The sequence below is a fragment of the Pseudomonas sp. BP11-1-1 genome, from assembly GCF_052112105.1.
Classification (GTDB): domain Bacteria; phylum Pseudomonadota; class Gammaproteobacteria; order Pseudomonadales; family Pseudomonadaceae; genus Aquipseudomonas; species Aquipseudomonas alvandae.
This window is the reverse complement of the sequence record NZ_JAUTYU010000017.1, coordinates 84,070-101,487: the sequence shown is the minus strand read 5'-3', so window position 1 is coordinate 101,487 and position 17,418 is coordinate 84,070. Positions and strand designations below refer to the sequence as shown.

Annotated in this window: 13 protein-coding genes; 6 read left to right on the top strand and 7 right to left on the bottom strand. The window is 62.2% G+C overall.

The window, feature by feature from the left end; translation table 11 throughout:
* Window positions 1-675: 675 nt before the first annotated feature.
* Window positions 676-912, bottom strand: coding sequence for a DUF3203 family protein (locus tag Q7C33_RS23980; protein WP_039589213.1), 237 nt, complete (start codon window positions 910-912; stop codon window positions 676-678).
* A gap of 131 nt (window positions 913-1,043) precedes the next feature.
* On the opposite strand from Q7C33_RS23980, the gene Q7C33_RS23975 reads away from it, so the two are divergent.
* Window positions 1,044-1,544, top strand: coding sequence for an MgtC/SapB family protein (locus Q7C33_RS23975; RefSeq protein WP_030137825.1), 501 nt, complete (start codon window positions 1,044-1,046; stop codon window positions 1,542-1,544).
* A 155-nt stretch (window positions 1,545-1,699) separates the two neighbouring features.
* Here Q7C33_RS23975 and Q7C33_RS23970 read toward each other — a convergent pair whose 3' ends face one another.
* Window positions 1,700-1,864, bottom strand: coding sequence for a hypothetical protein (locus Q7C33_RS23970; RefSeq protein WP_181286771.1), 165 nt, complete (start codon window positions 1,862-1,864; stop codon window positions 1,700-1,702).
* Window positions 1,865-2,073: 209 nt separating this feature from the next.
* Between Q7C33_RS23970 and Q7C33_RS23965 the strand changes: the two genes are divergently transcribed.
* The 3 genes from Q7C33_RS23965 to glgB all read left to right on the top strand — a co-directional run bounded on the left by Q7C33_RS23965 (window position 2,074) and on the right by glgB (window position 9,835).
* Complete coding sequence (locus Q7C33_RS23965) at window positions 2,074-4,071, top strand: alpha-1,4-glucan--maltose-1-phosphate maltosyltransferase (RefSeq protein WP_030139691.1); 1,998 nt, start codon at window positions 2,074-2,076, stop codon at window positions 4,069-4,071.
* Window positions 4,072-4,244: 173 nt separating this feature from the next.
* Complete coding sequence (treS, locus tag Q7C33_RS23960; protein WP_030139692.1) at window positions 4,245-7,589, top strand: maltose alpha-D-glucosyltransferase; 3,345 nt, start codon at window positions 4,245-4,247, stop codon at window positions 7,587-7,589.
* Between the two features lie 11 nt (window positions 7,590-7,600).
* Window positions 7,601-9,835: a 1,4-alpha-glucan branching protein GlgB gene (glgB, locus tag Q7C33_RS23955; RefSeq protein ID WP_030139693.1), complete on the top strand. Its 2,235-nt coding sequence runs from the start codon at window positions 7,601-7,603 to the stop codon at window positions 9,833-9,835.
* Window positions 9,836-9,960: 125 nt separating this feature from the next.
* On the opposite strand, the gene gudD is transcribed toward glgB, so the two are convergent.
* Window positions 9,961-11,304, bottom strand: a complete 1,344-nt coding sequence (gudD, locus tag Q7C33_RS23950) for a glucarate dehydratase (RefSeq protein WP_217861620.1) — start codon at window positions 11,302-11,304, stop codon at window positions 9,961-9,963.
* A gap of 344 nt (window positions 11,305-11,648) precedes the next feature.
* On the opposite strand from gudD, the gene Q7C33_RS23945 reads away from it, so the two are divergent.
* The gene (locus tag Q7C33_RS23945; RefSeq protein WP_323155495.1) at window positions 11,649-12,362 is read left to right on the top strand and encodes a FadR/GntR family transcriptional regulator; all 714 of its coding nucleotides are present in this window, start codon (window positions 11,649-11,651) and stop codon (window positions 12,360-12,362) included.
* Between the two features lie 307 nt (window positions 12,363-12,669).
* On the opposite strand, the gene Q7C33_RS23940 is transcribed toward Q7C33_RS23945, so the two are convergent.
* The 3 genes from Q7C33_RS23940 to Q7C33_RS23930 are packed head-to-tail and all read right to left on the bottom strand — an operon-like array spanning window position 12,670 to window position 15,262.
* Window positions 12,670-13,851, bottom strand: a complete 1,182-nt coding sequence (locus tag Q7C33_RS23940; RefSeq protein ID WP_407684266.1) for an acetyl-CoA C-acetyltransferase — start codon at window positions 13,849-13,851, stop codon at window positions 12,670-12,672.
* An 11-nt stretch (window positions 13,852-13,862) separates the two neighbouring features.
* Entirely contained in the window at window positions 13,863-14,528 is a 666-nt protein-coding gene (locus Q7C33_RS23935) for a CoA transferase subunit B (protein ID WP_003180355.1), read from the bottom strand.
* Between the two features lie 35 nt (window positions 14,529-14,563).
* Window positions 14,564-15,262, bottom strand: coding sequence for a CoA transferase subunit A (locus Q7C33_RS23930; protein ID WP_003180356.1), 699 nt, complete (start codon window positions 15,260-15,262; stop codon window positions 14,564-14,566).
* Window positions 15,263-15,395: 133 nt separating this feature from the next.
* Here Q7C33_RS23930 and Q7C33_RS23925 point away from each other — a divergent pair, with 133 nt between their 5' ends.
* Window positions 15,396-16,292 (top strand): LysR family transcriptional regulator, encoded by an 897-nt coding sequence (locus Q7C33_RS23925; protein ID WP_334597348.1) that lies wholly within the window; start codon window positions 15,396-15,398, stop codon window positions 16,290-16,292.
* Between the two features lie 128 nt (window positions 16,293-16,420).
* Here the strand turns inward: Q7C33_RS23925 and Q7C33_RS23920 are convergent, their stop codons facing one another.
* Window positions 16,421-17,248, bottom strand: coding sequence for an NAD-dependent protein deacetylase (locus Q7C33_RS23920; RefSeq protein ID WP_407684265.1), 828 nt, complete (start codon window positions 17,246-17,248; stop codon window positions 16,421-16,423).
* Window positions 17,249-17,418: the final 170 nt, after the last annotated feature.

Genomic DNA, 17,418 nt, shown 5'->3' with positions numbered 1-17,418 from the left:
AGCCTTGCTAGCGCTTGTAGGGGCCGTTTGGAGGTACAGGAGCGCTTTAGGTTTTTATCAGTTGGCCAACACCTGTCGGCACTACGTGCCGACGATGTTTATATCGGTTTTTACACACTCTGGGCCCTGCGCGGCTATCCCGGCATCCATGCCGGGATGCCCACTGCGCAATGCCTGCGTTCGGCCAGCGTGGTTAACGGGGCTCTAAGATCAGGATCAAGAGCAAGGTCCAAAGCAAGATCAAGATCCAAAGCAAGAGCAAGAGCGGGGCATCAGCCAGGATTTATTTGGCTGAACCACCGCTTTCGCGAGCAAGCTCGCTCCCACATTGGATTTTCGCCAGCCCTCCAATGTACATACGCCGCAAAACCCTGTGGGAGCGAGCCTGCTCGCGAAGAGGCCGGTACACCCAACATCACCGCAAACTGACACACCGCCTTCGCGAGCAGGCTCGCTCCCACAGGAAAAACGCGATCCACCAGAATCCAGGTCGGCCCTAAGGCCGGAGTGAAGGCATGCCGAGCCTAGGCGAGGCACCGAGTGGTGGGGCAAAAGCGTTTTGGTTACTTTTGACTGGGCCGGCTTCCGGGCTGTCAAAAGTGACCCGCTGTAAGAGCGGAACCATAAGCCGCCGTGACCGAAGAAACGGATGTTCACACAGAACACATATCCAGGTCAGATAACCGACCCCCCATCCGTAGCCTTAAGATTCTGCCGCCCATCAACCGCCCCAGCCACGGTCAGGGCATCGACCTCCGCTTCAGTCAGATAAACCCGCCCGCCATTGAGCTCCACGGCCGACATGGCCTTGTCCGGGTCGGTGATGATGGTCAGCTCGCTGGCCGGGCGCTGTTCCGAACCGTTGGGCGTGTCGAAATGACAGGTCCGGTTGTCGTCGATACGTACAGTCATGGTACTGCTCCTTCCTGTATGCCTGAACGTTAGTCGCCACTCGATCCGCAGGGTTCTTCGTGGCTGATCAGCGGTCGCACGTCTCGCATCGCTTGCGGTCCATCGTTTATCGAGCGAAGAGAGGAAGGTCCATGGAATCGTGGTGGGATGAAGTCTGGGTAACCCTGCAAGCGGAGTTCGCCGACATCACCGATGCCCAGCAAATGACCCGGGTGACGGTGCGCCTGGTGATGGCTGCACTGTTGGGGGGCATCCTGGGGTTCGAGCGTGAGCACAAGGGCAAGGCCGCCGGTGTGCGCACCCATATGCTGGTGGCGCTGGGCGCCGCGCTGTTCGTGCTGGTACCGCAGATGTCCGGGTCCCAGGCTGACGCCATGAGCCGGGTGATACAGGGCGTGGTGGCCGGGATCGGTTTCCTTGGCGCCGGCACCATCTTGAAAAATACCGATGGCGATATGAGCCATGTGAAGGGACTGACTACCGCCGCCGGCCTGTGGATGACCGCCGCCATCGGCGTCGCCGCCGGGCTCGGTCGGGAGGCGACGGCGGTGCTCAGTACGGTGCTGGCGCTGGCGATTTTCAGTGTGATGCCGGTGATTGTCCGGGCGTTGGAGAGGGATGAGAAGCGGTAGCCCGTCCACCGGGCAGGGCACGAATCCTGTGGGAGCGGGCTTGCTCGCGAAGGCGGTATGCCTGTGAAGCAAGTATCGCCTGGCATGGCGCCTTCGCGAGCAAGCTCGCTCCCACAAGTCCAGTGTTGTTCCTGGTCATTGGCGGCTAGGCTCTTTCAAACCCGCTCCGGCGGCGCCTCGCTCGGTGGATCGCCATGGGGCGGCTGAGGATCCAGTGGCGGGTCTTTTTCCGGAATCGGCTCTGGATCGGGGCTGGGTGGCGGCAGGTTGGGGTCGTCGATGTTCGGATCGGGTGTTTCGGCCGGGATAGGGATGTTCATCGGGTCGGGCCTCCTGGACGCAAGTGGCTTGAGTCGTGCTTGTCTGGTTGACCACCGCTTGACGGGTTTGATTCCCCGGCGCCGGCCAGCAAATCGTGCTGAACTTTTGGTCGCCGGTCCGGTTCGGAGCTTAAGTGAGTTTAATCAGGGACCCGTTGGGCCTTTACCGCCACAAGCGCGTCCATGGGGCGTAAAAGGAGCGATGCTCGATGACTGCCGAACACCCGACCGACTTGGAATACAACCCGCATCTGCCGTTGTCCCAGGCTTTGTTGTTGCCGCGTATTGCGATTGAAAACACCATGCCGGTGATCGACGGTGGGCAGTTCGCCGCAAAGGCCCTGGCCGGGCGGGACGTGACGGTGACCAGCAAAGTGTTCGCCGATGGCCACGACAAGTTGGCCGTGCGAATCCGCTGGCGTGCGCTGGAAGACGACATCTGGAACAGCGAGGTCATGACCGAGCTGGGCAACAACGGCTGGCGCGGCCAGTTCACTGTGCCGGCCGTGGGACGCTATGTGTTCTGCATCGAGGCGTGGTTCGACCAGTTCGCCAGCTTCCGCTATGAGCTGGAAAAGAAATACGCTGCCGGGGTGCCCATCAGCCTGGAACTGCAGGAAGGCCGCAATCATGTGCAACAGGCCGCCGAGCGCAGCGACGGCGAATTGAGTGAACAGCTGGCTGCGTTGCACCATGAGCTTTCAAGCCTGCTGCCGCAGGAACAGGTGACCTTGTTCCTCGCGCCGCGCAGCGCCGACCTGATGTCCCTGGCCGATCATCGGCCCTACCTGAGCATCAGCCCGGAATATCCGTTGGACGTGGAGCGCGAACGTGCCGAGTTCGCCAGTTGGTACGAGCTGTTTCCCCGTTCGATCACCGATGATCCCAAGCGCCATGGCACCTTCAACGACGTGCACTCGCGTTTGTCGGTGATCCAGGACATGGGCTTCGACGTGCTGTATTTCCCGCCGATCCATCCGATCGGCCGCAGTTTCCGCAAAGGTCCGAACAATTCCCTGACCGCCGGTCCGGACGATCCGGGCAGCCCTTATGCCATTGGTAGCGAGGAGGGCGGACACGAGGCGATCCATCCACAGTTGGGCACTCGCGAAGATTTTCGTCGCCTGGTAGCTGCAGCCGCCGACCACGGCCTGGAGATCGCCCTCGACTTCGCCATCCAGTGTTCCCAGGACCACCCTTGGCTCAAGCAGCATCCGGGCTGGTTTAGCTGGCGGCCGGACGGCACGATCAAATACGCGGAGAACCCGCCGAAAAAATACCAGGACATCGTCAACGTCGATTTCTACGCCGCCGATGCCATCCCCAGTCTGTGGATGGAGCTGCGGGACATCGTCGTCGGTTGGGTCAACGAAGGGGTGAAGATATTCCGTGTCGATAATCCTCACACCAAGCCGTTGCCGTTCTGGCAGTGGCTGATCGCCGACGTTCGCGCGCAACACCCGGACGTCATCTTCCTCGCGGAGGCGTTCACCACGCCGGCGATGATGGCGCGGCTGGGCAAGGTCGGTTATTCCCAGAGCTACACCTATTTCACCTGGCGCAACACCAAGGCCGAGCTGGCGACGTACTTCACCGAGCTCAACGAATCGCCCTGGCGTGAATGCTATCGGCCGAATTTCTTCGTCAATACGCCGGACATCAACCCGGCGTTCCTCCATGCGTCGGGGCGCGCGGGTTTCCTGATCCGTGCGGCGCTCGCGACCATGGGCTCGGGGCTGTGGGGCATGTATTCCGGTTTTGAACTATGCGAATCGGCGCCGGTGCCGGGCAAGGAGGAGTACCTCGATTCGGAGAAATACGAAATCCGCCCGCGGGATTTCACCGCGCCGGGCAACATCATCGCCGAGATCGCCCAGCTCAATCGCATTCGCCGGCAGAACCCGGCGCTGCATACGCACCTGGGCCTGAAGATCTACAACGCCTGGAACGACAACATCCTGTATTTCGGCAAGCGCACGCCGGACGGCAGCAACTTCATCCTGGTGGCCGTGAGCCTCGATCCGCATAACGTCCAGGAAGCCAATTTCGAATTGCCGCTGTGGGAGATGGGCCTGCCGGACGACGCCCAGACCCAGGGCGAGGATTTGATGAACGGTCACCGCTGGACCTGGTATGGCAAGTATCAGTTCATGCGCATCGACCCGGCGTACCAGCCGTTCGGGATCTGGCGGATCAGCGTCGCGTAAAACAAAAGCGAGTGGATGAAATGCTTTTGTGGCGAGGGAGCTTGCTCCCGCTGGGTCGCGCAGCGGCCCTCTAAAAGCGATGAGCGCTTCGCACTCAAGCGGGAGCAAGCTCCCTCGCCACGTACGTCTCGCCAGCCAGCTCAACGGCTTTATAGAATCAGCAGGAGTTGCAAATGGCCAAGAAACCCCGGTCTGCCACGTTCATCAAGGACCCGCTCTGGTACAAGGACGCGGTGATCTATCAGGTCCACGTCAAATCCTATTTCGACTCCAACAACGACGGAATCGGCGATTTCCCTGGCTTGATCGAGAAGCTCGACTACATCGCCGACCTAGGCGTCAACACCATCTGGCTGCTGCCGTTCTATCCTTCACCGCGGCGCGATGACGGCTACGACATCGCCGAATACCGGGGCGTCAGCCCCGACTACGGCACCATGGCCGACGCGCGGCGTTTCATCGCCGAAGCCCACAAGCGCAACCTGCGGGTGATCACTGAGCTGGTCATCAACCACACCTCCGACCAGCACCCCTGGTTCCAGCGCGCGCGCAAGGCCAAGAAAGGCTCCAGTGCGCGGGATTTCTACGTCTGGTCCGATGACGACCACAAATATGACGGCACCCGGATCATCTTCCTCGACACCGAGAAATCCAACTGGACCTGGGACCCAGTGGCCGGCCAGTACTTCTGGCACCGTTTCTATTCCCACCAGCCGGACCTTAATTTTGACAATCCGCAGGTGATCAAGGCCGTGCTCTCGGTGATGCGCTACTGGCTCGACATGGGCATCGATGGCCTGCGCCTGGATGCGATCCCGTACTTGATCGAGCGCGACGGCACCAACAACGAGAACCTGCCCGAGACCCACGACGTCCTCAAGCTGATCCGCGCCGAGATCGACGCCAATTACCCCGACCGCATGCTGCTGGCCGAGGCCAACCAGTGGCCGGAGGATACCCAGCTCTATTTTGGCGACGTCGATGCGCAGGGCCTCAATGGCGACGAGTGCCACATGGCGTTCCACTTCCCGTTGATGCCGCGCATGTACATGGCGCTGGCCCAGGAAGACCGTTTTCCCATCACCGATATCCTGCGCCAGACCCCGGAGATCCCGGCCAATTGCCAATGGGCGATTTTCCTGCGCAACCACGATGAGTTGACCCTGGAAATGGTCACCGACAAAGAGCGCGACTACCTGTGGAATTACTACGCCGCCGACCGTCGGGCGCGGATCAACCTCGGCATTCGTCGACGCCTGGCGCCGCTGATGGAGCGCGACCGCCGCCGTGTGGAGTTGCTCAACAGCCTGTTGCTGTCGATGCCCGGCACGCCGACCTTGTATTACGGCGATGAGATCGGCATGGGCGACAACATCTATCTGGGCGATCGCGATGGCGTGCGCACGCCGATGCAGTGGTCCATCGACCGCAACGGCGGGTTCTCCCGCGCCGACCCGGCCAGCCTGGTGTTGCCACCGATCATGGACCCGCTGTACGGCTACCTGTCGGTCAACGTCGAGACCCAATCCGGCGATCCTCATTCGCTGCTCAACTGGACCCGCCGCATGCTCGCCGTGCGCAAGCAATCCAAGGCTTTTGGCCGGGGCACGTTGAAGATGCTGTCGCCGAGCAACCGGCGGATCCTGGCCTACACCCGCGAATACACCGGCCCGGACGGCAAGCATGAAATCATCCTGTGCGTGGCCAACGTGTCGCGCAGTGCCCAGGCTGCCGAGCTGGACTTGTCGGCCTACGCCGGCATGGTCCCGGTGGAAATGCTTGGCGGCAATGCGTTCCCGCCCATCGGCCAGTTGAATTTCCTCCTGACGCTGGCGCCGTACGGTTTCTACTGGTTCGCCCTGGCGGCGGAAAACCAGATGCCGAGCTGGCATGTGGAGCCGGCGCAGAGCCTGCCGGATTTCACCACGCTGGTCTTGAAAAAGCGCTTGGAAGAACTCCTCGAGGCGCCATCGCGCACCACATTGGAACAGGGCATCCTGCCGAACTGGCTGCAGAACCGCCGCTGGTTTGCCGGCAAGGACAGCGCCATCGAGAAAGTCGACATCGTCTACGGCGTGCGCTTCGGCGATCCGCAACACCCCGTGTTGCTGAGCGAGATAGACGTGACCAGCGCTGGCCAGACCCTGCGCTATCAACTGCCGTTCGGCCTGCTTGCCGAGGATCAGGTCGGCGCCGCGCTGCCCCAGCAATTGGCCTTGTCGCGGGTCCGCCGGGGTCGCCAGGTCGGCTTGATCACCGATGCGTTCACCCTGGAAAATTTCATTCGGGCCGTGCTCCAAGGCATCCAGGCCAACACGGTGCTGCCGTGCGCCGATGGCGAGTTGCGCTTCGAACCCACCGAGGGCCTGGCGGCGCTGAACCTGGGGGCCGAGCCCGAGGTGCGCTACCTGTCCGCCGAGCAGTCCAACAGTTCGGTGGTGGTGGGCGGCAGCCTGGTGCTCAAGTTGATCCGCAAGGTTGCGTCTGGCGTGCACCCGGAACTGGAGATGAGCGCTTACCTGACCGCGGCAGGCTTCAGCAATATCTCGCCGCTGCTGGGTTCGGTGATCCGCCGCGACGCCCAGGGCGAAGATGCCTTGCTGATGATCGCCCAGGGTTACCTGAGCAATCAGGGCGACGCCTGGGAGTGGACCCAGAACAACCTCGAACGGGCCTTGCGCGACGAGCTGGCGGACGCCATGTCCGAGCAGGAGCAGCACTACAACGCCCTGGGCGAACTGAAGGATTTTGCCGGCATGCTCGGCCAGCGCCTCGGGGAAATGCACCAAGTGCTTGCCCAGCCCACCGACAATCCGGACTTCGCGCCGCAGCTCACCAGTGCCAAGGAAGCCCAGGCCATCGGCAAGGATGTCGCCGCCCAGGTGGAAAATGCCTTGCGCCTGCTCAAGCAGAACCAGGACCAATTGAACCCTGCGGACCAGGCGATGGTCGCACGCTTGTTGGAACACAGGAAAACCGTGCTGGCCCACGTCCAGGAACTGGCCGGCAAGGCAGTGGGTGGCTTGCGTATCCGGGTTCATGGCGACTTGCACTTGGGGCAGGTGTTGGTGATCAAGGGCGACGCCTACCTGATCGATTTTGAAGGCGAGCCCGCGCGGCCGCTGCATGAGCGACGTGGCAAGCACAGCCCGTACAAGGACGTCAGCGGTGTGCTGCGCTCCTTCGACTACGCGGCGGCGATGGCCGTCCAGTTGCACACCGTCGACAGCACGGCGGATGCCGATGCGGCGCGCAAACGGGTCGCCGACCGCTATCTGATGGAGGCGCGCCAGGCATTTGTCCAGGCGTATCGGCTGGCGGCAGCTAGTCTTGCCCATGAGTGGAAGGATGCTGAAGGCGAAGACGCCGCGCTGGCGTTGTTCGGCCTGGAGAAGGCGGCCTATGAAGTGGCTTATGAAGCCGAGAATCGCCCTGCCTGGCTGCCCGTGCCGTTGCACGGGCTGTACGGGCTATTGAGTGGGCTGCAACCCTTTTCCGATTTAGCCGGACCGATTTAGTGGAGAGAATCATGAGCGTCTCGAACAAGGAATCACAGGGGCAGGCCAAAGAGTCGTTGCTGCCAGCCCCCCACGACATCGACGCGCTGGTGCGCGCCGAACACCACGATCCGTTTTCGATCCTCGGCCCCCATGGAGACGGGGCGGGCGGACAATTCATCCGGGCCTACCTGCCCGGCGCGTTGAGCGTGCATGTGCTCGCCCGTGACAGCGGCGAAGAGCTTGGCGAGTTGCAGATCACCGAAACTCCGGGACTGTTTGTCGGCCATTTCGACCGCGCCCAGCCCTACCTGTTGCGCACGCGGTGGGCCGGCGGCGAACAAGTTGCCGAAGATCCCTACAGCTTCGGTCCGCTGCTCGGGGAAATGGATCTCTACCTGTTTGCGGAAGGTAACCATCGCGACCTCAGCGCCTGCCTCGGTGCGCAATTGAAGACGGTGGATGGCGTCGAGGGCGTGCGTTTTGCGGTCTGGGCGCCGAATGCGCGCCGGGTTTCGGTGGTCGGGGATTTCAACGTCTGGGACGGGCGCCGGCATCCGATGCGCATCCGTTATCCGTCCGGCGTGTGGGAAATATTCATTCCGAGGCTCGGGCCGGGCGAGGGGTATAAATATGAAATCCTCGGCGCCCACGGCATCTTGCCGCTGAAGGCCGACCCGGTGGCCCTGGCCACGCAGATGCCGCCGGATACGGCGTCCAAGGTCGCCTCGCCACTGAAGATCGAATGGCACGATGACGAGTGGATGCAAAGCCGTCGCGAACGCCAGCTACCGGGCGCGCCGCTGTCGATCTACGAACTGCACGCCGGTTCCTGGCAATGCGAGATCGACGAGGCGGGCGAGGTCTCCCGGCAATACAACTGGCATGAACTGGCTGATCGGCTGATCCCCTACGTCAAGGACCTGGGCTTCACGCACATCGAGCTGATGCCCATCATGGAGCACCCGTTCGGTGGCTCATGGGGCTATCAACCGCTGTCGCAATTCGCTCCGACTGCGCGTTTCGGTTCACCCGATGATTTCGCCGCGTTCGTCAACGCCTGTCATAAGGCTGACATTGGCGTGATCCTGGACTGGGTGCCCGCGCACTTTCCGACTGATACCCATGGCCTGGCCCAGTTCGACGGCACCGCGTTGTACGAATACGGTAACCCGCTGGAAGGTTTCCACCAGGATTGGGACACGCTGATCTATAACCTGGGGCGCACCGAAGTCCACGGTTTCATGCTGGCGTCGGCGTTGCACTGGCTCAAGCATTTCCACGTTGACGGCCTGCGGGTGGATGCCGTGGCCTCGATGCTGTATCGCGACTATTCGCGCAAGGCCGGCGAATGGGTGCCTAACCGCCACGGCGGACGGGAGAACCTGGAGGCGATCGATTTCCTGCGGCATCTCAACGATGTGGTCGCGCTGGAAACCCCGGGCGCGCTGGTCATCGCCGAGGAATCCACCGCCTGGCCCGGCGTCAGCCAGAGCACGCAGCAGGGCGGCCTGGGTTTCGCCTACAAGTGGAACATGGGCTGGATGCACGATTCGCTGCATTACATCCAGCAGGATCCGGTGTACCGCGCCCATCACCATAACGAGTTGAGCTTTGGCCTGGTGTACGCCTGGTCCGAGCGGTTTGTCCTACCGATTTCCCATGACGAAGTGGTCCATGGCAAGCGCTCGCTGATCGATAAGATGCCCGGTGACCGCTGGCAGAAATTTGCCAACCTGCGGGCCTATCTGAGTTTCATGTGGGGCCATCCGGGCAAGAAGCTGCTGTTCATGGGCTGTGAGTTCGGCCAATGGCGCGAGTGGAACCATGACCAGCAACTGGATTGGTACCTGCTGCAATATCCCGAGCACCGGGGTGTGCAGAAACTGGTGAGCGATCTCAATCGTTTGTATCGCGAAGAGCCGGCGCTGCACGATCAGGATGACGCGCCCCAAGGCTTCCAATGGCTGATTGGCGACGATGCGCTTAACAGCGTCTATGCATGGCTGCGTTGGAGCAAGGACGGTCGACCAGTGCTGGTGGTCGCCAACTTCACGCCGGTGCCGCGCGAGGCGTATCGGGTCGGCGTGCCGTTTGGCGGGCGTTGGGTGGAATTGCTCAACAGCGATGCCGACACTTACGCCGGCTCGAATTATGGCAATGGCGGTGGCGCTTCCACTGAGGCGATCCCGAGCCATGGCCAGGCGTTGTCGCTGGAACTGAACCTGCCGCCGTTGGCGGTGCTGATCCTGCGGCCGGAAGGGTAGGCCCAGACTCAGATCCAATGTGGGAGCGAGCTTGCTCGCGATGGCGGTCAGTCGGTCACAAAAGTGCTGACAGACACTCCGCTATCGCGAGCAAGCTCACTCCCACAGGGTCAAAGTTTTGGTGGTCAGCGAACCAGGCACGGCTGCTTGTTATTGAACTTCCAGCCCGGGATCAGGTACTGCATCGCCACCGAGTCGTCCCGCGCCCCGAGCCCCATGCCTTTGTACAATTCATGAGCCTTGGCCAACTGGTCCATGTCCAGCTCGATCCCCAGCCCAGGTTTCTTCGGCACTTGCACGCAACCGCCCTTGATCTGCAATGGCGCCTTGGTCAACCGTTGGCCGTCCTGCCAGATCCAGTGGGTGTCGATGGCGGTGATGTCGCCCGGTGCGGCGGCCGCGACGTGGGTGAACATCGCCAGGGAGATGTCGAAGTGGTTGTTGGAGTGCGAGCCCCAGGTCAGGCCCCATTCGTTGCACATCTGCGCCACGCGCACCGAACCCTGCATCGTCCAGAAGTGCGGGTCGGCCAGGGGAATGTCCACGGATTGCAGCGTGATCGCATGACCCATTTCGCGCCAATCGGTGGCAATCATGTTGGTAGCGGTCTTGAGGCCCGTGGCGCGCCGGAACTCGGCCATGACCTCGCGGCCCGAATAGCCATTCTCAGCCCCGCAAGGGTCCTCGGCATACGCCAGCACCTTGTGTTGGTCGCGGCACAAGCGAATCGCTTCCTTGAGTGACCAGGCTCCGTTCGGGTCCAGGGTGATACGCGCCTGGGGAAAGCGTTCGGCCAATGCCGTCACGGCTTCGATTTCCTCGTCGCCCTTGAGCACGCCGCCCTTGAGCTTGAAATCCTGAAAACCGTAGTGCGCGTGGGCCGCTTCGGCCAGGCGCACCACTGCGTCGGCATCCAGGGCTTTTTCGTGGCGCACGCGGAACCAGTCGTTATCGGCGTCCGGTTCGCTGCGGTAGGGCAGGTCGGTCTGCTGGCGATCACCGACATAAAACAGATAGCCGAGCATCTTCACTTCGTCGCGTTGCTGGCCTTCGCCGAGCAGGGCGGCGACCGGGACATCCAGGTGCTGGCCGAGCAGGTCCAGCAGCGCCGCTTCCAGGCCGGTGACAGCGTGAATAGTGATGCGCAGATCGAAGGTCTGCAATCCACGGCCACCGGCATCGCGGTCGGCGAAGGCCTGGCGCACGCTGTTGAGAATCTTCTGATAGGTGCCGATGGGGCTGCCGACCACCAGCGAACGGGCGTCTTCCAGCGTCTGGCGAATGCGCTCGCCGCCGGGCACCTCGCCCACGCCGGTGTGCCCGGCGTTGTCCTTGAGGATGACGATGTTGCGGGTGAAGAACGGGCCATGGGCGCCGCTGAGGTTCAGCAGCATGCCATCGTGGCCGGCCACGGGCACGACCTGCATGCTGGTGATGATCGGGGCTTTGTGGGTGTCTGGCGTAGTCATCGTGTATGGGAATCCTTGAGTTATTGTTTTTATACGGGGCATCGCGCAGGCGCTGATGTTGATAGACATCATACAAGTTGATTTTTTTGTCTGACAAGCAGTTTTTGAGCACGATTGGATTGGGTATTGAGGCTTTTTATGCCGTATTAATGGGGGCTTGAGCCGTCACTGAGAAGGTTTTACAAGGTTTCGCCGTTTGACGAAAATGTCTTATTTGCCCCGCTTCAGTCGGTGGATTGCGATCTTTGTTGCGTGTTGTCATACAAGATGGTGGGGTATCGAGGAGCACTTTCAGCGCCGCCAGTGATAGGATCGACGAGCCTGTTTTCAAGGAACCCCGGCACATGCAGCAAGACATTGAAGCGCCCCTGCGCAAGCGCACCCACAACCTGGCCCATGACCTGGTGGCGAAGTTGAGCCAGAGCATTCTGCTCGGGCAGTTGAAGCCGGGGGAAAAGCTGCCGTCCGAAGGCGCCATCGTGCGCGAGCATGGGGTCAGCCGCACGGTGGTGCGCGAGGCGATTTCCAAGTTGCAGGCGTCGGGGCTGGTGGAGACTCGCCACGGCATCGGCACCTTTGTGCTGGAGCCGAATGGCGAGCAGGGGTTGCGGCTCAATGTCGATACCGCGGCGGGCGTCCGGGGCATTCTGGAACTGCGCCTGGGCCTGGAGACCCAGGCGGCCGCATTGGCGGCCCAGCGCCGCAGCGAACAGCAACTGCAGCAGATGCGCCAGGCGCTGGATGACTACCAGCGCCTGCTCAGCAACAACGACAGCTGCGTCGAGGCTGACCGGCGTTTCCACCTGCTGATTGCCGAAGCCACGTCCAACAGCTGTTTTGTCGAGATCATGCAGCACCTGGGCAACGCCATGATTCCTCGCACGAGGGTGAACATGGCCGAGCGCGGCCAGGCGGACCTGGGCAGGCTGGCGCAGTTTGCCAACCTGGAACACGAAGCGATCTTCAACGCCATCAAGCGCCAGGACCCCGACGCCGCCCGCGCAGCCATGTGGCTGCACCTGACCAACAGCCGCGATCGGTTTGGCGCGGGGGTCTGAAGAATTACACAACGCCATGCCATTACAAAAACTTGTGGCGAGGGGATTTATCCCCGCTGGGCTGCGAAGCGGCCCCCAAACTGGCAACTCGGTATGCCAGGACGATCGAACGCATTACTTTAGGACTGCTACGCAGCCCAGCGGGGATAAATCCCCTCGCCACGGGGCCTGGCTGTTCAAGGCTGACGCTGTCGCGAGCAAACTCAAGGCATAAAAAAACCGGCGCAACCAAGGTCGCGCCGGTGGTGGTGCCAGTGGTCGCGCGGATGTCGTGGGTCCACGCGACCACCGTTGTGCCTGTTGTCGGTTACGCGCGTTCCAGCGCGAGGGCCACGCCCTGGCCGCCACCGATGCAGAGTGTCGCGAGGCCTTTCTTGGCGTCGCGCTTGATCATTTCATGCAGCAGCGTCACCAGCACCCGGCAGCCCGAAGCCCCGATCGGGTGGCCCAAGGCGATGGCGCCACCATTGACGTTGACCTTGTCCATGTCCCATTCCAGCTCCTTGGCGACGGCCAGGGACTGGGCGGCAAAAGCCTCGTTGGCTTCGATCAGGTCCAGTTGATCCAATGACCAACCGGCCTTGTCCAGGCAGCGGCGAGTGGCCGATACCGGGCCGATGCCCATGATCGCCGGGTCGACACCCGCATTGGCGTAGGCACTGATTTTTGCCAGCACTGGCAAACCCAATGCCTTGGCTTTTTCCGCACTCATCAGGATCACGGCGGCGGCGCCATCATTGAGCGACGAGGCATTGCCCGCGGTGACGCTGCCGTCTTTCTTGAACGCCGGCTTCAGCTTGCCCAGGGATTCGGCGGTGGTACCGGCGCGCGGTTGTTCGTCGGTGGCGAAGGCCACGGGGTCGCCCTTGCGCTGGGGAATCAGGATCGGCGTGATCTCATCGGCAAACCGACCGCCCTCGATCGCGGCAACGGCTTTTTGCTGGGACGCGGCGGCAAAGGCATCCTGCGCCTCGCGGCTGATGCCGTACTTGTCCACCAGGTTTTCGGCGGTGATGCCCATGTGGTAATCGTTGAACGCATCCCACAAGCCGTCGGTGATCATGCTGTCGATGATCTTCGCGTGGCCCATGCGCAGGCCGGTACGAGCGGCTGGCAACACATACGGGGCGAGGCTCATGTTCTCCATGCCGCCGGCGATGATCACGTCGGCGTCGCCACAGCGAATCGCCTGGGCGCCCAGGTGCAACGCCTTGAGGCCCGAGCCGCAGACCTTGTTCAAGGTCAGTGCCGGCACCGCGTGGGGCAGGCCGGCGAGGATCGACGCCTGGCGCGCCGGGTTCTGCCCGGAGCCTGCGGTCAGCACTTGGCCAAGGATCACTTCATCGACTTGCTCGCCGGCCAGGCCGGTCTGTTCCAGCAGGCGACGAATCACTGCGGCACCGAGTTCCGGCGCGGGAATGGACGCCAGCGAACCCTGGAAACTGCCGATGGCGGTGCGGGTGGCGGCGACAATCACGACTTCTTGCATCGAATCTCTCCTCACTGGGCAGCGAACTGCATTTCAGGGACGTGGTCCGGCACGATCAGTTTGCCGGCGGTCTTGGCGACGATTTCCTCGACGCTGACGCCCGGGGCGCGTTCCTTGAGAATAAAGGCGCCGTCCTGGATTTCCAGGTAGGCCAGGTCGGTCAGCACGCGCTTGATGCAACCGGCGCCGGTCAGCGGCAGGCTGCAACGGGGCAGCAGTTTCGACTCGCCGTCCTTGGACGCGTGGGTCATGGTGACGATGATGTTCTCGGCGCCGGCCACCAGGTCCATCGCGCCGCCCATGCCCTTGACGAGCTTGCCGGGAATCATCCACGAGGCAATGTTGCCTTCGACGTCCACCTCGAACGCACCGAGCACGGTCAGGTCGATATGGCCGCCGCGGATCATCGCGAACGATTCGGCCGAGGAAAAAATCGACGCGCCGATGCGCGCGGTGACGGTCTGCTTGCCGGCGTTGATCATGTCGGCGTCGACTTCGGCTTCGGTGGGAAACGCGCCCATGCCGAGCAGGCCGTTTTCCGATTGCAGCATGACTTCCATGCCTTCGGGAATGTAGTTGGCGACCAGGGTCGGGATGCCGATGCCGAGGTTCACGTAGTAGCCGTCTTGCATTTCGCGGGCGACGCGCTGAGCCATTTGTTCGCGGGAAAGTGCCATGGTGTCATTCCTTCATTCGGGCCGGGGGCAGGGGATCACTTACGGACGGTGCGCTGTTCGATGCGCTTTTCGAACGTGCCGCAAATGACCCGGTCGACGTAGATGCCGGGGGTGTGGATCTGCGTCGGGTCCAACTCGCCGGGCTCGACGATTTCTTCGACTTCCACCACGGTGATCTTGCCCGCCGTGGCGGCCAGGGGATTGAAGTTCTGGGCGGTGTGACGATAGACGACGTTGCCGAAATGGTCGGCTTTCCAGCCTTTGACGATGGCGAAGTCGCCGGTGATGGATTCTTCCATCAGGTACTGGCGGCCATGGAACTCACGCACTTCCTTGCCTTCGGCCACGGGCGTGCCGACGCCGGTGGCGGTGAAGAACGCCGGAATGCCCGCGCCGCCTGCACGCATTTTTTCCGCGAGGGTGCCTTGGGGGGTGAGTACGACTTCGATTTCGCCGCTCAGCAATTGCTTCTCGAAGAGGGCGTTTTCGCCGACGTAGGAGGCGACCACTTTGCGAATCTGCCGGTCCTCCAACAGTACGCCGAGGCCGAAACCGTCAACGCCACAGTTGTTGGAGACCACGGTGAGATCGCGGATGCCCTTGCGCTTGATCTCGGCGATCAGGTTTTCCGGGATACCGCACAAGCCAAAGCCGCCGGCGATGACGGTCATGCCGTCCTTCAAGCCTTCCAGCGCTTCTTCGTAGGAACTCACGCGTTTGTCGAAACCTGCCATAGACACCTCTTTTATTCTTGAGTGGAGTCGCAATGAGATGCAGTGTTGCGCCAAGCCATATATTTGTTAAGTTGATTTTTGCATTGGATTGATTGATAAAACTCAACAATGTCTTACCTGTAGGAGCCACGACATGACCCTCAAGCAAATCCGCGCGTTTCTGGCCGTGGCCCAAAGCCTGAGCTTCGCCGTGGCCTGCGAGCGGCTGCACCTGTCCCAGTCGGCCCTGAGCTTGACGATCAAGGCGCTGGAGGAGGGGCTGGGAGGCCGCCTGTTCAGCCGTAACACACGCAATGTCGCGCTGACACCGGAAGGCGAGTCCCTGCTGCCGCTGGCCCGTCGACTGGTCGCCGATTGGGAAAACGCCGAAGACGAAATGCGCCAGCGCTTCACCTTGCAGCGCGGTCGCGTGACGTTGGCGGCGATGCCGTCGTTCGCCGGCAACCTGCTGCCACCGATCCTCAAGACCTTCCGCGCACGGTTTCCGAATGTCAATGTCACCGTCAACGACGTGATCAACGAGCAGGTGCTGGAAATGGTCCGCGATCGTCATGTGGAGCTGGGCGTGGCGTTCGAGCCGATGCAGGGCTCGTCGCTGGCATTCACGCCGTTGTACCGCGATCGTTTCGTTGCGGTGGTGCCTTTGGATTCACCGCTGGCCCAGCGCGACGCCATTCAGTGGGAGACCTTGCTGGAGCAACCGTTCATCACCTTGCAACGGCCCTCTACCGTGCGGGTCATGCTGGAAGAACATCTGCAGGCCCGAGGCTGGAAGCTGCCGGTGGAGTTCGAGAGCCACCAGTTGGCGACCGTCGGGCGGATGGTTGCCAGCGGCCTCGGCGTGAGCGCGGTGCCGGCCCTGTGCGTTGGCCAGATGCATGAGCTGGGCGCTCGCTGCATCACCCTCAGCGATCCAGTGATAGAACGGGCCATCGGCGTGCTGACCAAGCCGGGCTACGAACTGTCGGCGGCGGCCCAGGCGTTGTTCGATACGTTGAAGGATCAGGACCTTGGTGTGCGGTCGCCATGAGTTCAGGTGCCATGAGTTGTCCCCTGTGGGAGCGAGCTTGTTCGATAGCGGTGTATCAGTCAGCGTCTATGTAACTGACCCATTGCTATCGCGAGCAAGCTCGCTCCCACAGTGGAGTGGGGTGCGCTTCAGATCATCAGCGGCAACAGTTCTTCGCACGGTATTCCGATCTTCAGATCCAACAATTCATCAGCCCGGGTCTTGCCCTGGTTGATCGCCAGCAGCGGCTTGCCCTGGTGCTTGATCGCGCGGCACAGGCGAAACGCCGAATAGGCCATCAATGACGAGCCCACCACCAGCAAACCATCCGCTTGCTCGACGGCGTGCATGGCGCACGCCGCGGTGGGTGCCGCGACGTTTTCACCGAAAAAAACCACATCCGGCTTCAGGCGTTCGCCCGCGCAATGCGGGCAACGCGGCACCTTGAAGCGCGCCTCGAACGCCGGATCCAGCAGCGTGTCGCCATCGGGCGCCTGCACGGCATCGACACCGCTCAGGTAGGGGTTGTCGGTTTCCATCAATGACTGGATCTGCTGCCGCTCGCTGCGCTGGCCGCAATCGAGGCACAGCACGCGGTGCAGGCTGCCGTGCAGTTCGACGACATGCCGGCTGCCGGCCTGGTCATGCAAGGCGTCGACGTTCTGCGTGATCAGGCCACTGATGCGGTCCTGGTCCTGCAACGCGGCCAGGGCCTGGTGGGCCTGGTTCGGGCGGGCCTGGCGCATGCGTGGCCAGCCCAGCATCGCCCGCGCCCAATAGCGCCGTCGGGCTTCGGGCTGGGCGAGGAACTCCTGGTACATCATCGGCTGCCGGCCCCGTCGCACGCCGTCGTTGTCCCGGTAGTCGGGAATGCCCGATGGGGTGCTGATGCCCGCACCCGTCAGCACCAGGAAGCGGCGCCCGGTCATATAGGCCTGCAATTGGTCGATCGGATCACGGTGTAGATCGTCGGGCATTGGGGTTCTCCGCTGGCCTTGAGTCGTTGAGGGTAGCACCGGGGCCGTCCCACGCCTTTCGTCGCCCTCGCGTGGTGTTTGTTCAAACTTTCCCAGCGCCGGTGAAATCCACCTTATGTGCGGTACTTCAGCGCTCTTGCGCCGCGCTGCGCTAATGAACACGGATAAGG

What these genes read in the sequence shown, in the direction of transcription:
- Q7C33_RS23970 (WP_181286771.1), bottom strand. Translation starts at nt 1,864, where the DNA reads ATGAACATCCCTATCCCGGCCGAAACACCCGATCCGAACATCGACGAC.
- Q7C33_RS23975 (WP_030137825.1), top strand. Translation starts at nt 1,044, where the DNA reads ATGGAATCGTGGTGGGATGAAGTCTGGGTAACCCTGCAAGCGGAGTTC.
- gudD (WP_217861620.1), bottom strand. Translation starts at nt 11,304, where the DNA reads ATGACTACGCCAGACACCCACAAAGCCCCGATCATCACCAGCATGCAG.
- Q7C33_RS23940 (WP_407684266.1), bottom strand. Translation starts at nt 13,851, where the DNA reads ATGCAAGAAGTCGTGATTGTCGCCGCCACCCGCACCGCCATCGGCAGT.
- glgB (WP_030139693.1), top strand. Translation starts at nt 7,601, where the DNA reads ATGAGCGTCTCGAACAAGGAATCACAGGGGCAGGCCAAAGAGTCGTTG.
- Q7C33_RS23935 (WP_003180355.1), bottom strand. Translation starts at nt 14,528, where the DNA reads ATGGCACTTTCCCGCGAACAAATGGCTCAGCGCGTCGCCCGCGAAATG.
- Q7C33_RS23980 (WP_039589213.1), bottom strand. Translation starts at nt 912, where the DNA reads ATGACTGTACGTATCGACGACAACCGGACCTGTCATTTCGACACGCCC.
- Q7C33_RS23925 (WP_334597348.1), top strand. Translation starts at nt 15,396, where the DNA reads ATGACCCTCAAGCAAATCCGCGCGTTTCTGGCCGTGGCCCAAAGCCTG.
- Q7C33_RS23945 (WP_323155495.1), top strand. Translation starts at nt 11,649, where the DNA reads ATGCAGCAAGACATTGAAGCGCCCCTGCGCAAGCGCACCCACAACCTG.
- treS (WP_030139692.1), top strand. Translation starts at nt 4,245, where the DNA reads ATGGCCAAGAAACCCCGGTCTGCCACGTTCATCAAGGACCCGCTCTGG.
- Q7C33_RS23965 (WP_030139691.1), top strand. Translation starts at nt 2,074, where the DNA reads ATGACTGCCGAACACCCGACCGACTTGGAATACAACCCGCATCTGCCG.
- Q7C33_RS23920 (WP_407684265.1), bottom strand. Translation starts at nt 17,248, where the DNA reads ATGCCCGACGATCTACACCGTGATCCGATCGACCAATTGCAGGCCTAT.
- Q7C33_RS23930 (WP_003180356.1), bottom strand. Translation starts at nt 15,262, where the DNA reads ATGGCAGGTTTCGACAAACGCGTGAGTTCCTACGAAGAAGCGCTGGAA.